Raw genomic sequence first — 16,090 nt, 5'->3', positions numbered from 1 at the left:
CCATATCCGTTACGCAATCTGGTCCTCCACATAGGTGAAGTCGAAATAATCGGTACGCAGCGGCTCGCCGCCATCCGCGAAGCCTACGATCTCGATCACATCGCCTGGGTTCAGTTCCAGTCCGGTGATATCGCGTTCGACAAATGAGCTGGAATTGGCAAATGCGTCGCCCGCATCATCGTTCCAAATGAAATTGTCGATCTCAACCCCGTTTAGCAGAATACTTAATTGCGACTGGCCGTCGGATTCATCGAAGTACCCGAGCGTCAGATCGTAGACACCCGCCACCTCGTCGAACGTGTAGGAGGCCCGCTGTTCACCGCTGCTTCCGGCCTGCAGAAGCTGGTCACCGGAAGCGCCACCATTGTTCTGTACGACAAAGCCGCTGTCGATATCGAACGTCTCGGTCTCGACCCGGAACGGATCTGGCGGCGGCGGTGGTGGTGTCGACAGATCGACCGTGAAGGTCGTGAGCGCCGGATTGGCAGCCACTGTGTTGCCGGAGGTGTCCTGCACTTCACCTGCAACCAGTGCCACCGTATAGTCGCCCTCGTCGGCCGAGTCCCAGGTGCCGCCTGGTGCTTCAACCGTGTAGGTCGCCGTCCGCGGTGTGCCGTCGCTGCCGTTATTCACGCTAACACCCGTCACCGACAGAGGACCACCTGTTCCAGTCACGGTGATGTCGCCCACATCGATGCTGGAGGCGTCAATCGACACGTTATCGGCAAAGGTTACTGTGATCTGCGTGCTGGACGCCCCTACATCCCCCTGACCGATATCCGGTGCCGAAGAGGAAAGAACAAAGGGCGCGGTCGTGTCCGGGCCCGCCTCGCCTACATACTGGAAATCGAGATAGTCCGTGCGAAGCGGTTCGCCACCATCCGCGAAACCGACGATCTCGATAACATCGCCGGTGTTCAGTTCCAGGCCACTGATGTCGCGTTCCGCAAACGAGCTCGAATTGGCAAATGCGTCGCCCGCATCCTCGTTCCAAATGAAATTGTCGACCTCAACCCCGTTCAGCAGAATGCTCATCTGCGACTGGCCATCAGATTCGTCGAAATACCCGAGCGTCAGATTGTAGATACCCGAGGCTGCAACGACCGTATACGTGGCTCGCTGTTCACCGCTGCTTCCGGCCTGCAGAAGCTGGTCACCGGAAGCGCCACCATTGTTCTGCACGACAAAGCCGCTGACTATATTGAACGTCTCGGCCTCGACCCGGATCGGGTCAGAAGGCGGCGGTGTCAGGGCCGCGGTGAAGCTGGCCAGCGATGCGTCGGCCGCAACCGTATTGCCGGAGGTGTCCTGCACCTCGCCCGCAACAAGTGCCACCGTATAGCTGCCGTCATCGGCCCCGTCCCAGGTGCCGCCCGGTGCCGCCACCGTGTAGGTTGCCGTTCGCGGTGTGCCGTCACTGCCCACGTCCACGCTGACACCCGTCACCGACAGCGGACCTCCCGGCCCGGTCACCGTGATGTCGCTCACATCGATGCTCGACACATCAATCGACACGTCATCCGTAAACGTCACTGTGATATCCGTGCTGACCGCGCCCGCATCCGCCGCGCCGATATCCGGTGCCGAAGAAGACTGCACCACTGGATCCGTCGTGTCCGGCGGCGGTGTCAGGGCCGCGGTGAAGCTGGCCAGAGACGCATCGGCCGCAACCGTGTTGCCGGAGGTGTCCTGCACCTCGCCCGCAACCAGTGACACCGTGTAGCTGCCGTCATCGGCCCCGTCCCAGGTGCCGCCCGGCGCCGCAACCGTGTAGGTCGCCGTCCGCGGTGTGCCGTCACTGCCCACATCCACGCTGACACCCGTCACCGACAGCGGACCTCCCGGCCCGGTCACCGTGATGTCGCCCACATCGATGCTCGACACATCAATCGACACGTCATCCGTAAACGTCACTGTGATATCCGTGCTGGCCGCGCCCGCATCCACCACGCCGATATCCGGTGCCGAAGAAGATTGAACCACTGGATCCGTCGTGTCCGGCGGCGGTGTCAGGGCTGCGGTGAAGCTGGCCAGAGACGCATCGGCCGCAACCGTGTTGCCGGAGGTGTCCTGCACCTCGCCCGCAACAAGTGCCACCGTATAGCTGCCGTCATCGGCCCCGTCCCAGGTGCCGCCCGGTGCCGCCACCGTGTAGGTCGCCGTTCGCGGTGTGCCGTCACTGCCCACGTCCACGCTGACACCCGTCACCGACAGCGGACCTCCCGGCCCGGTCACCGTGATGTCGCCCACATCGATGCTCGACACATCAATCGACACGTCATCCGTAAACGTCACTGTGATATCCGTGCTGACCGCGCCCGCATCCGCCGCGCCGATATCCGGTGCCGAAGAAGACTGCACCACTGGATCCGTCGTGTCCGGCGGCGGTGTCAGGGCCGCGGTGAAGCTGGCCAGAGACGCATCGGCCGCAACCGTGTTGCCGGAGGTGTCCTGCACCTCGCCCGCAACCAGTGACACCGTATAGCTGCCGTCATCGGCCCCGTCCCAGGTGCCGCCCGGCGCCGCAACCGTGTAGGTCGCCGTCCGCGGTGTGCCGTCACTGCCCACGTCCACGATGACACCCGTCACCGACAGCGGACCTCCCGGCCCGGTCACCGTGATGTCGCCCACATCGATGCTCGACACATCAATCGACACGTCATCCGTGAACGTCACCGTAACATCCGTGCTGGCCGAGCCCGCATCCGCCACGCCGATATCCGGTGCCGAAGAGGATTGAACCACAGGATCCGTCGTGTCTGGGTTAACCACGCCAACAAACTGGAAGTCGAAATAGTCGGTCCGCAACGGCTCACCGCCATCTGAGGTTCCGACGATCTCGATCACGTCGCCGGTGTTCAGTTCCAGGCCATTGATGTTGCGTTCGGTAAATGAGCTGCCATTGGCAAACGCGTCGCCCGCATCCAGATCCCAGGTGAAATTATCGACCTCGAGCCCGTTCACCAGAATGCTCAGTTGCGACTGACCGTCGGATTCATCGAAATAGCCGAGCGTAAGATCATAAATGCCCGACGCCTCGTCAAACGTATACGTGGCCCGCTGTTCACCGCTGCTGCCAGCCTGCAGCAATTGATCCCCGGACGCACCGCCGTTGTTCTGCACGACAAAGCCGCTGACTATGTTGAACGTCTCGGTCTCGACCCGGAATGGATCAGACGGCGGTGGAGGCGGCGGTGTCGTCAGATCGACCGTGAAGGTCGCCAGCGTTGGATCAGCGGCCACTGTATTGCCGCTGGTGTCCTGTACCTCACTGGCGTTCAGCGCGACCGTATAGTCGCCCTCGTCCGCCAGATCCCAGGTCCCGCCCGGTGTCGCCACCGTGTAGGTCGCTGTCCGCGGCGTGCCGTCACTGCCGACATCCACGCTCACGCCTGTCACCGACAGCGGACCACTTGGCCCGGTCACCGTGATATCACCCACATCGATGCTGGAGACATCAATCGATACGTTATCCGCAAAGGTCACCGTGACATCCGTGCTGGACGCCCCAACATCAGCCTGCCCGATATCCGGTGCCGAAGAAGATTGCACAATCGGGTCCGTCGTGTCCGGACCGGCTGCGCCGACAAACTGGAAGTCGAAATAGTCGGTCCGCAACGGCTCACCGCCATCTGAGGTTCCGACGATCTCGATCACGTCGCCGGTGTTCAGTTCCAGGCCATTGATGTTGCGTTCGGTAAATGAGCTGCCATTGGCAAACGCGTCGCCCGCATCCAGATCCCAGGTGAAATTATCGACCTCGAGCCCGTTCACCAGAATGCTCAGTTGCGACTGACCGTCGGATTCATCGAAATAGCCGAGCGTAAGATCATAAATGCCCGACGCCTCGTCAAACGTATACGTGGCCCGCTGTTCACCGCTGCTGCCAGCCTGCAGCAATTGATCCCCGGACGCACCGCCGTTGTTCTGCACGACAAAGCCGCTGACTATGTTGAACGTCTCGGTCTCGACCCGGAATGGATCAGACGGCGGTGGAGGCGGCGGTGCAGAATCGAAGGTCAGGAAGATCGGCTGTGTTGTCGGTCCAAGCGGGGCATTCGCATCGTCCGGATCGATAATGGAAGCCACAAAGGCAAGCGGAACTTCGTCTTCTCCCGCGAAATTGTAGTCGGCGACGCCCGAGAAATCGAACAAAGACGAAATGTCCTGATCAGAACCGGTTAAAACGACGTCGAATGTCTGGAACTCAACGATATTATTGGCCGGGAAATCCGTTGCTGCCAAGGCCGCAAGTTGCGCATCAAGCTGCGGCGCATAAGCCTGGTCATCCGCGTCGCCGTTATAAAACTCATTCGTTTCAGGCTGAATAAACCCCTTTGCCAGGGTAACGCGCGCGACCGAACCGGCTGGTCCGTTTAGGATCACGGTAGGTCCGCCGCTAGTGTACGCCCCTGTTTCCCCTTCGCCCAGACCATTGACGGTCAAGGTCGGCTCCAGCCCCGGTGTGGCTTGCGACGACACGGTATACGCGCCGGCATTGTTCCCCGCGCTGATCAGTTCTCCGGTACTGGTAGAGCCATCCGCGTAGGTGACGGTCACCGTTGCGCCGATGATCTCGGCCCCCGAGATTCCGCCTGTGTCCCAACCGAGACTTGCACCGGCATCAAGCAGCGATTTGCTTGCGCCAGCAATCGAATTCGGGTCTAGGTCGACCGAGAAAGTGACGGTCTCTCCGGGCTCGAAGCCACCATTCAAAGCCGGGTCGAAGGTCACTATGAGCCCTTCATATCCAGAGGTCCCGCCAAGGCCGACATAGTTGGAGGCATCTGGCGTGGTATCGACCCCAGTCCCGTCGTCCGAGTTGATGGTCAGCCCCTTGAAAACGGTATCACCGGCCAAACCGAACGGGTCGACGACCGCATCCGGTAAAATGGCATTGGTCAGGTCGAACTCGACCTGAGTAATAACTTTTTCACCGGTATTTGTGATCTCGAATGAGCCATTGTCAAAGGTCGACTTGTTAATATTGTCAGAGGTTTCAGTGACCCCGATGCGCGCTGCGCCAACGGGAACGTCAACGTTTTCGACATCTATCCAGTCCCACGATGCCGCGAAGGAATCGTCTCCATCCGGCGCCGAGGCTATCATGCCGACAAAGGCACCGGTCGTCGTTCCCAGATTGTCATATTGGCCTTTGACAGCAGCAACCACATCGGGCGGAAGTGCCAGAGCGGATGTCGCTACCCAATCCGTATAGGTGCCATCATCGACATAGCGTGCACGCGCTGTCGCGGTTTCACTCCCAGACGTCAGGTCCAGATCAATTGCCACCTGGAAATTTGGATCCCCTACCCCGGCGATCACCGGGGCCTCAATGCCGGGGATTTCGACAAATGTGGACAGGAAGCTGTCATCGGTCTCGACGATCAGTTGGACGCCGTATTTGATCGTCCCGCCATCATCAACAACGGCTATGGTCGCCTCAGCATAGTTGGACTGATCGCCCGGGCCGACAACCAACCCTACCTTTTCACCACCATCCCAGACCTTGGCGGGCGGGTCGGTATTCAGCGAATAGGTAAAGATATTCACCATCTCAGTGCTTATGGTCAGTTGCAGCGCACCCGGGGCACCAAAACCGATCCCAAGAACGTCCTGCTGCGTATTCGCAGCGCCTTCGGCCGTTCCATCATGCGCAACATCAAGGCTCACGAAACTGGATGCACCACCAAGGTTGAACACACCCCCATTGTAGAGACCCTGAGTTTCGTCCCCGCCATTGTCGGTGGCGGGCAGAACTCCATTGCGGAACACGGCATTGACGCCGATATCGCCTGCGATGCTGTTGCCCGGCGGGACCGCACCAGCCGGTGTCGAGGACGGATTGCTGAGTTCAAAACCCCAACGCGCCGTCTCACCTTGCGCAATCGTGACGCCTAGCCCATCCAGCGGATCGCCAACATGTGTGTCAACGGTATCGTTCAACCCGTCCTCATCCAGATCGTCGCCGGGATCGATTGGCATCCCGCCCGGGATCAGGAAGCTGACCGTGTCGGCCCCATAGGTCGCCACGACAATTAATCCCGAGAAATCGTCGATTCCATCGCCGTTATTGTCGATCATCGTAGGTGAAAGCCCCTGATCAGGCAGGGCCACAAGGGCAAGCGGGTTCGACCCGCTCAGCGATTCAGTATGGACAATCGTCGCACTGTCTGTCCGACCATCGCCATCAGTATCGACGGGCATCGCGAAATAAAGCGTTTCGTCGAAACTGGCCGCAACAATAGCGCCCTGCAACTGACCCCCGAAATAGGTCCCCGTATATTCGGTCAGCCCATTGGTCGATTCCGGCGTCACAACTAGCGACCCGTCCTCGGTCGGGTCAAGCAGTTGCGATTCCGGCGAATACGGAGTGCCGTCCATGACACTGGTGCCGTCAAAGAAATCCAGCGGGTTGTCGATGGAACTGCCGGGGTGGCTCCAGTCATAGCCGGAAAGAACGTCAAACAAATCCGGGGGCAGACCGGTGCTTGATGTGACATCCACCCAGTTTCCCGACCCGTCCTGCTCATAGATGATCAGAATTTTATCCAAATAATCGCGGGCATCAGCCTCGTTGTCGAAAATCTGAACGCCGTTGACGATGATCGGGTCCGACGATGTAGCGCCCGCATAGGTGCCATCGGAGTTGAACGCCGCCTGCAATGCGATCTGTGCCGCCCTCAGCGGGCTGGCATGGCCGCCATAGGTGCCATATGGGTCGGTCACGTTCCCCAGATAATGTAGCTGATCGCCAAAGCCGCTGCTGCCGGATTCATTGAACTCATTGGTTGCGTATTCCGCGGTCCAGTCATCGACGATCGCGCCATCAGAGAACGACAGCGGCTGACCGCCCCAGCCCCCGTTCGGCCCGTTGTCCCAAGTGAACACCTCACCGTTTTCCATAACGATGACGTCGTAGGGGTTGCGGTATCCCGGCGCAAAAAGTTCAACGGGGTTGTTCACCAGCTTTAGCTGCCCCTGATCGCTGACCAGAACATAATCAGTGATCTTGGCCTGGTTCAGACCGTTGTTGCCACCGGCCCAATCGGGTTGCAGAACACCACCAACCTCACCGTTGTCATCAAGCGTGAAATTGGGGTCCAGGCTGAGGTCCTGAATGGACAAGGTCGTCAGGTCGATATTGGGACGCGACGGATCGTCCAAGGTCGGAAGATCCAGAATGAACTGGTTGCCATTGGCATCCGTGCGGATGTCATAAGACTCCAGTTCGGTCAGGTTGATTTTGATAATTGCACCCGACCAGGCGAAGTCGGTCGTACCCGCAAAATTGTTTCCCGGTGCGCCCTTGTTGGTGATCCCGCCCACCGCAACATACATGATGACATCGCCCGTCGCCGGGTCGATAGCCAAGTCGATACCATTATTGCCATGGTTTTCCTCGGACCGAGGCAGCCCGCGCAGCACGGCGACATTTGACAACACCTCCCCGGTGTCCGGATCCAGAGTAATCCGATGGACCTGACCGGAATTCGTGTCCAGACCGCTATCCTCGCCCACCGCGATCCGCCAGTCCGAAGAGGAAACATACAGCACGTCATTGCCGTCGTCGTCCTTGGTCACGACCATACCGGTGACCAGCCGCTTCTCGTTCCCGTTCAGATCGCCGTCGTCGTCAAAGTTCTGCGTGTCCTCGGGAATGACATCAATTTCAAGGGTATTGGTGGCGACAAACTCGTCCATCGAGTCGGCATCCGGGCCGTCAGGCTGTCTTTCGACCACATAGCGGTAAATGGTACCGTCCTGCTGAGCAACAAACAGAACAGGATTTCCGGTCTTGCTGAAATCAATGGCGGTGGGGTTATTCGAAACGCTTCCGGTCAGTCCTACTACGCCGAATGAAATCGGTTCCATGGTTCACTTGCCCCCCCTTTTAACATAATACTGAACAAAAGACCTTCTAAAGCATTAGAACGGATAGCCGTTAGGTCAGCCTTTGGCGTGAACTGCCGAAGACGTCTGGTGGTCGGAACCCCGTGCAATCGGTTGAAAACGACCCGTTACCGAACGCGCTACGTTCTGAAAAAGAAAATGCGAGCGATGTGGCACCACCACGGACTGCTTTAGGTAGCGTTCCAGAATATGGTGGGAATAATCACTACCGGGCCGGTACCGCATCACAACTTGGCCCGGCGCCAAAATATCCCTTTTTTCCGACAAGATTCTGGCCACGCGCCGAGTACCGTCTGGAAGCGATATAACCAGCTTCCCTGCGCCTTCCGCGCAGGTGTTGGGAACAATCAGGCACTCGTCATCAATTCGAAGAACCGGATACGCCATCGAATTTGCGCAGCGGTACGACACTTCAACACCCGCTTTGGCCGCGCGGTCCCGTGCCCTCTTGGGTGTCGCCTCTGTCCCCTTCCGCCGGAAAAGCCGCGATGCCAGCTTTGAAATGGATCTGGCCATGACACAAGCACCCACCAGAATGATCATCTCAAGCTCGCTTCTGTAGCTGACCGGTTTTGAGCACATTGCAGCGTTTAGGCGGCCACGGACCTCTTTTGGCGTTCCGTGGCTCATGAGAGCCTGCGTCGGACCCAGCAACCCAGGATGAACTTTGAGGCGCGCAGAGAACCCCCGCACCTCCGAGCCCAGCAAATCCGCGATCTCGGGGCGCAACGGGCGTGGACCGCATATGTTCATGTCGCCCTTGAGCACGTTCAGCAATTGCGGAAGCTCATCCAGCCGTGTTTCCCTGAGGAACCCACCCAAGGGAGTCTCGAGGCCCGACCCTGAGGGAAGCACTTTGTCCTTGGTCAATTGGGCCGCTTTGGCCGTGTCCAGTGTTCTGAACTTGTAAATATCGAACAGCTTACCGTTTCGACCAACCCGCTTGCCGCGATAGAAAATCGGCCAGCTCTGCGTCGCCATCAGGGCCAGACTGATCAAGACAAGCAGCGGCAGAACCATAAACAGCAGTAACGCCGCTATCGATGCATTGTAAACACGATGTAGAAATTCAGAGCGTGGTAGGAACCCAATACCTATCCGTCGTGTATTCCGGGAGATCGGGCGGGTGGAGGAGGCATCCGGCTTCCCACATCTGCTCGTCGAACCTGTGGTGCCAGACGCAACTGGGTTTTTCTGGAGTTCTGAACTCGCTGCATTCGGTTCAATATTGTGAACCCGCGATTGCCCTTTTCGCCTCGTATCACTTGCTGTTTTCGCGATATAATCCAAATGCCGAAAATTACTTTTCATTGGACAATCTTTCCTCGTTTAACTCAGGCACTGTTTACGGTCGTACAGCTTCACACCGAGGAGTCGTTGCATTGAATAATGCTGCAACGTCATAAGTATAAAATTCAAATAAATTAGGTATCCACCACCAGATAGCAGTCGACAACCCCCCGGACATTTCCGAGATAAAGCTTATCAATAATACGCCTAAAAGCAAGAAAGCTGATATCCAGGCAATCTCATTTGCACGGTGTATAAGGTCTGTTGGCGAATACAGCAGCGATTCTCCAAACAATTTTAGGGACTTGAATTTTTTGGGCAGTAATATCCGCCCCCCCTGAAAAAATGGGATTTCTACTCACTAGAACATTAAAAGATATGGCTCATATCGGTGAAGCCGAAGAGCCGAATCGTAGCACCCTTTAGGCCCACAACCTGCTTGCGACTGGAAAATTCAGAGATACGGCCTTATCGGGGGCAAAGAACCGGGATGGAGACCCACCATTCAGCCCCGTCCGCGCACCTTCTCCCTCAGGATGGGTCGGGCGTAGTACGCTGCAATGGCAGCGCTTAGAACGGCAACAGACCCAAACGCCGGAAAAAAGACCCCGAACGCCACCAGAAAGCTCGTGCCGAAATACATTGAAATGCCACTTGCCAAGCATCCCACAAATATTCCGATCGCCAAGTATCCAACCATTATCACTTCGCCTTCGATACTCTGTTCCGCCTGGCGTACATGCCGAGGCATGACGCAATTCTAAAACGAGACTGTGCCCAGAATTGGGCATCGCTGAACGAAATCGATAAAACTACCTGTTGTCTTCTACTGGTTATTTCAACCTGCTCGTTGAAGCGAATTTAGTACAATAATGTGGGATGTACACCACCAATGATCCAGCGCTGCCATTTTCAGTAAGATACCGCCAATTTCTGTGATCCAATTATCGACGAATGTCCGCCCCTGGAGCCCGAATTTTGGAGAAATGAGAAACGGAAAACATTGAGAATCAGAGAGTTGCCTGGGCAACTGCTTTCATCTAATCACCAGCCAGTCACGAGCTGTATTTGCCTCAAAATCGCCCTAAGAATAACACAAAAGTGAAAAGGTTAACGCTATCAAAACAAAACAACCTTGAGAGAATCACCTATCTGGTCAACAATATGCCTTGTTTGAGAACTAACGAGTTGGAAGGGAGTAATTGAAGTGTCTGATTTTAATGAAGACAAGACTGAATCCCCAGAATCTCCGGAACGCCGCGAACTTCTCGCTAAAGCAGGCCGGTATGCCGGCGCGACTTCCGCCGCGGCTTTGGTTCTGTTGTCAACGACCAAAAGTGCAGATGCCGGGGGTATTTTCAAATCCGGCGGACGCCGCCGCCGCAGGGGACGCAGAGGCAGAAACGTCTCATAACAATCTTCACTGAGACACTCTGGGCGACAAAACGCTGTCGCAACACGTCGCAGTGTTGCGGCACCTCTTTTCTCAGGGTATTGGCCTAAACAGAGAATGTGACGGTTGCGAATTCAGAATACTACTGGGTTAGGCTGCAGCAGAGCCGTGACTGCCGCCTAGGAAATAATTATGGTTTCCTTATCAAGGTGCTGCCTGCCTGTTTCTAGGAAAAAGGGGTTTAGCATTCTCACTCACCTCCTGATCCCGACCGGTCCAAGCCAGCTGGAGTGGATTGGCGACGCGGCTTACCTTTTCCTCGAGGATGAGCAGTCCCTTTCTGTACTGAACGCCGAAGCGGCTCAGGCATGGCCGCAGTTTCAGACGGGTGTGCTCTGTAAAGATGACACCCCTTGTGATGCTTCTATTTGCACCCCCTCGGTCGTTGCCAGTCTCAAGTCGATAGGCGCAATTGAGCCGCTTTCAAGTCAGGAAGGCGCCGTTCCGATCAAGGAAACGCTGCTGGTCGACACCGGTGTCTCCAAAGTTCTCATTGGATTTGACAGTAATGTCCCCGACTCGGTGATGGCCGCGTTCAGTCATATGGCAATACCTGCTGGCACGGCCTGCGACGCGTATGTGTTGGTGCAACGCCTGTCTGACCAGGCCAGGATTGCGTCACAGGGTGAACCGCCGGTTACAGTCGGGGATGACATGTTGGTTCCGCAACTGAAACTCACGATCACCGAGGCCATTCTCGACCATGCCGACCAACTGTTGTTACATGCTGCGGTTGCAGTGCATGACAGCGGGTACGCGATGCTGCTTGTTGGAGGGCCCGGCGCGGGAAAAAGCACCCTGGCAACCGCCCTCGATACCGCTGGCTTCACCCTCGCAGGGGACGATATCGCTGTTTTGAAAAATGACGGGTCTGTTTTTGCCATCCCCTTCCCGTCAACATTGAAAACGGGCGCATGGGAGCTTCTGGACGCCAAACAAGACGAGATTTCCGAAGCAGACACGCATTTAAGGCCGGATGGGCAATACGTCAGATATCTGGCGGTCGATACGGAGACGGCACTCACTCCACGCCCGGTTGGCTGGATCGTGTTTCTTGATCGCCAGAGCGTCGAATCCCCGACCTTTTCCCCGCAACCGGTCCCTCAGACAATTTCCGGTCTCATCAGTCAGGCGTGGTCGGGTACAAGCAATCTGACCACCGAAGAGTTCGGCGCCCTTGCTGCATGCGTGAATGACGCATCATGTTTCCAATTGCGCTATTCCAATCTGACAATGGCCGCAGCCGCACTTCGTAATTTCTGTACCGAACCGGTCAGAGACATCTGACCCCTCTGGATCAGGAGCCGAGTATGATTGCCCCCTCCCCTTTCGAACGACTGGCCAACTGCCTGAACGGAGATTTCGGAGGAAACCCCGATTGGTTCGAACTGATTTCGGTCGCAACTGACGAGTTCGTCGCAACCGCGTTGTACCGAAGCCTAATCGCCTCGAACGCGGCTGCCAGGGCTGAACCAGAAGCACGGGAATATCTGGCGGAACTGGAACGTGCCAACACAATACGCAATCACCAGCTCTGGGAGCTTACTCGAGCGGCGGTTGCCGGCATCAATGCGGCAGGTATTACACCAACGCTCATCAAAGGAGCGAGCGAGATGTCGCTGCTCGCAAAGCCGTCGGAGTTGTCACGTCTTCTCATCGATATCGATTTACTCGTCTCTCCGGCCGACATACCGGCGGTCCAGGCCGCACTGGGTCTAGACGGGTTTGAACCTATCGAAAACAGCCAGTACGAGCACTCGCCCGGCAGCTACTGGCGCCCCGGAGCCGTCGCCACCGTCGATCTGCACGATTCACTTCCGCCGAGTATAGCAGAGCTGCTGACCGAAGAGGATCTCGAGACGCGCATGATCCTGCAGGAGCGGGACGGCATCCACTTTCTGATTCCAGATGACAGCCTGCGCTTTCTCATCAACATCGCTCATGACATGCTGCACCACACCACCCTTGCCAGCGGTTCGACCAGCCTGCGCTATCTACTGAGCCTTGTCGAACAGATTGAGAATCCGCGATCAGGGGTCGACTGGGAATGGCTACACAGCAAACGGCAATACTGGCGCTTTCGGCTAGCATTCGACCTGCAAATAGCGATGCTAGAGCACCTTTTTGCCTTAAAAGTACCCTTAACAGAGCCTCCGGGCCGGTTCGTGCAATTTCTGCACTGGCGGCGGCAGCTCAAGTTCCGTAAGCCGCGCTTAGGCCAGATTGAGTGGATGATCGTTCGCAATGGGCTGAAAACATCGCAGTTCATCGCGACGCGCTTTAAACTGCGGAATGCGTCGCAATCTCTGGGTACGGATTGACAAGAGCGCCCTATTCGAATCCATCTGAAGGATGGACGAAAGCAATCTGCGTAATATCGGCAAGTGGGCGCACCTAAATTGAGATAGGTTCTGGCGCAAACGCAGCCAGCATCTAAGTCATACGGATGATCCGGGAGAAGTCTTTTTCGGGAGCATAGCCTGCCCCCCTCAATTGTTCGCGGGCATTGCCAACTTAGATCACCAAGTTTCCAACAGCATTCAAATTCCAGAGAATCTTGCAACTGAACCGGTTGTTTCGGAACCGACTTTCAAAACAATAGCCTTCGTGCGTTTTCTGCCACCTGCGGTTTTTCAGTTATTCAACACTTGCTTCGCAATGCTCCAAACACGTCATTAAAGCGGATTGCAGTTTTTGGGGGTCAATTGCACCGTTGGCACCTATCACAACGATCTGATTTTGGCGGGTTTTATCCCCCCACGGCGCGCCGCGGGTCAATTGGGTTCGGCTCCCCACCAGATGCAACTCGGCCCTCTGATCGGGCAATTCTGCGACATCGAAGATGCCCTTGGCCCGATAAATCTCGACAGGTAGACCTGCCAAGAAGGCCCTCAACTTGTCCAGAGACATCTTTCCAGGCCCGCTCCAACACCAGGTATCGAAAGTTACATCATGTCTATGCTTCGACGCGATTTCTGTTGATTGGGCACGAGATGGGCCGTCTAGTTCCAAATCGCGGGTGCTGACCAGCAACTCAACGGGCACCTGACCGTGGGTTGTCTCAATGATTCGGGCATTTGGGTAAAACCACTCGGCTTTCAACACCTCGATTTCGGGCCTGGTCACCAAATCTGTCTTGTTGATTACAATGATATCGGCTGCGTCCAACTGATCCATCGCCAGCTTGGCCATATCACCTTCGAGGCCATTGAACTGTTCGGCATCAACCACACTTATGACGCTGTCCAGCGTCACATGTCCGCGCAACCTTGGGTATTGCAGGGTGTGGGCAACGCGGGCCGGGTCGGACACACCACTGGTTTCGATGAGGATGTATTCCGGAGCCCCCTCACGCAGATTCATCAGGCCCGCAATCTGTTCGATAAGGTCGGTTTGCACAGTGCAACAGATACACCCGTTGGCCAGGCTGTAAATATCGTCCTGAACGCTGACGATCAACTGGCTATCAATGTTGATCTCACCAAAATCATTGACCATGACCGCAACGCGCAACCCGTGGTCGGAGCGCAGGATTTGGTTCAAGACCGTGGTTTTTCCAGCACCGAGAAATCCGCCAATAATCGTTACTGGTACGGGCGCGCGTTTCATCTGACTTTTCCTTTCAGTACGTCTGCATTGTTGCAAAAATCAAAGAACGCTGGGCGGCTCACCCTGCCACACAGCCTCAAGATCGGTCCCGTCGAAACGACTATGGAGATCATGAACCAGACGACCCTCGAGCAGGGTCAGCTCGACCGCCGTGTCGTGGATGTTACCCTTGGGATCAATCTCGAAAAGGTTTCGGTCAAGCACAATCAGGTCAGCGGATTTACCAACCTCGATACTTCCAGTGAGGTGTTCAAGGTCCATCGCCCAGGCACCATTGATCGTGGCAACCCGTATTGCCTGTTCCAAAGTGATCGGGTCCCCGAATTGACCTTCGGTTTCCCCCCACGGGTTTTCTCGTGTGACAAGCGTTTCCAACGCAATCCAGGGGTCGACCGAGGCCACCGGCCAGTCAGTGCCAAACACTGCGACACCACCGGCAGCAAGAACACCCCGAAGGTTGTAGGAATGCCGCATTCGCTCCGGGCCGTAGCCTGCGCGTGCGCCCAAAACAAAACTGGAGGGGTACCAGGTCGCAGGCGAGAATTCCGCGGTTACGCCCAGTTCAGCAAACCTTTGCAGATTGGCCTCGTGCAAGATTGCGCTGTGGGCGCATTGATGGCGCACACCTTTGGGACCGTTGCGGCGACGCGCCTCGGCGATGGCATCCAGAAAAAGGTCAGAGGCCGCATCGCCATTGCAATGGGCGATGACGCGGATACCACGCCGGTCCATGTCGACAACCATATCAGTGATGTGCTCGGGCGTCAGGTTCAGCTTGCCGCGCCAGGTTTCTTCGCCGGGCCACGGCGTCAGCAGGTATGCTGAGCGCGGCTCGACAGTGCCGTCAAAATGGAACTTCACCGCGTTCGCGTTAAGCCGGGCACTGCGATAGTAATGACGCTCACCGGCCAGCAACTCCCAGCGGCGGCGCACAGGGAAAATGTCATCTTGCCAGCTGATTGCGGCCTCGACGCGCAAGGTTAGCTGACCGGCATCATCCAGCGCCTTGAGGGCGTTCAACCGGTTTTCGCAGACGTGCGGATACTTGGTGCCGGTCACACCGCGAGCGGTTTGAAATCTGGCGCCATCCCCATAAGCACGTTTGAACACTTCGATATCGGTCGGCGGCATGGCCCCGTGGATCAAAGCGTAGGCCCCGTCGATCAAAAGGCCCACGGGATCACCAGTTATGCCATCGCGCTCCAGATACCCATTGGCGGGATCCGGAGTCTGCGCAGTAATACCAGCTAACTCCAAAGCCTTGGAATTGGCCATCATCGTGCCCCAGGTCCTGTCCAGAACCGCAACCGGACGGTCTGGCATGAAGCTATCAAGCCATGCTTTTCCGGGTTCCAGCCCGGCGCGTTTGAAGGTGTAGCGCACGAAATACTGACCATAAATCCAGCCGTCGCCCGGATTGGCTTCGGCATAATCCAGGATCGCCTGTTTGACCTCTTCCGGCGCCGGGTCCTCAAGCCCAACATCCATATCATCGGCGTACCTCGGACCCAGCGCCAGATCCGGATGGGTGTGCATGTCATGCAGACCCGGCATCGCAAACCGGCCTTCAAGGTCGATCACCTGAGTTCGAGCCGTCGCCATCCCCGAAATTTCATCGTTAGAACCCACGGCAATGAAGCGCCCATCCCGAACCGCCACTGCCTCGGCCCAAGGCGCTGAGATGTTCACCGTATAGATGCGACCATTTACCAGCACGAGATCAGGATCATGACCGTTCACGCTATGGCTTGAGCGATAATTATCTGGTTGTGTCATGCTTTCCTTCCTCTGCTGCGCATCTAGGAAATTAAGGTCGACCTTCGA

Annotated in this window: 6 protein-coding genes; 2 read left to right on the top strand and 4 right to left on the bottom strand. The window is 56.8% G+C overall.

All coding sequences use genetic code 11. The annotated features are described in order from the left end of the window. Nucleotides 1-9: 9 nt before the first annotated feature. Together ABLN94_RS15945 and ABLN94_RS15940 are read right to left on the bottom strand one after the other, a co-directional pair. Entirely contained in the window at nt 10-7,875 is a 7,866-nt protein-coding gene (locus ABLN94_RS15945; protein WP_352994046.1) for a hypothetical protein, read from the bottom strand. Between the two features lie 75 nt (nt 7,876-7,950). Then, the gene (locus ABLN94_RS15940) at nt 7,951-9,225 is read right to left on the bottom strand and encodes a sugar transferase (protein WP_352994043.1); all 1,275 of its coding nucleotides are present in this window, start codon (nt 9,223-9,225) and stop codon (nt 7,951-7,953) included. Nucleotides 9,226-10,789: 1,564 nt separating this feature from the next. On the opposite strand from ABLN94_RS15940, the gene ABLN94_RS15935 reads away from it, so the two are divergent. After that, a complete protein-coding gene (locus ABLN94_RS15935) occupies nt 10,790-11,944 on the top strand; it encodes a hypothetical protein (RefSeq protein ID WP_352994040.1) in 1,155 nt (384 codons plus the stop codon). Between the two features lie 23 nt (nt 11,945-11,967). After that, nucleotides 11,968-12,978: a nucleotidyltransferase family protein gene (locus tag ABLN94_RS15930; protein WP_352994038.1), complete on the top strand. Its 1,011-nt coding sequence runs from the start codon at nt 11,968-11,970 to the stop codon at nt 12,976-12,978. Nucleotides 12,979-13,294: 316 nt separating this feature from the next. Here the strand turns inward: ABLN94_RS15930 and ABLN94_RS15925 are convergent, their stop codons facing one another. Both ABLN94_RS15925 and ABLN94_RS15920 read right to left on the bottom strand, forming a co-directional pair. Then, complete coding sequence (locus ABLN94_RS15925) at nt 13,295-14,266, bottom strand: CobW family GTP-binding protein (protein WP_352994036.1); 972 nt, start codon at nt 14,264-14,266, stop codon at nt 13,295-13,297. A 39-nt stretch (nt 14,267-14,305) separates the two neighbouring features. After that, entirely contained in the window at nt 14,306-16,042 is a 1,737-nt protein-coding gene (locus ABLN94_RS15920) for an amidohydrolase (RefSeq protein ID WP_352994033.1), read from the bottom strand. Nucleotides 16,043-16,090 lie beyond the last annotated feature (48 nt).

It is taken from the genome of Ruegeria sp. SCP11 (assembly GCF_040329455.1).
GTDB classification, from domain to species: domain Bacteria; phylum Pseudomonadota; class Alphaproteobacteria; order Rhodobacterales; family Rhodobacteraceae; genus Ruegeria; species Ruegeria atlantica_E.
Note: the sequence above shows the minus strand (reverse complement) of the source record. Positions and strands in the feature narration are given on the sequence as shown.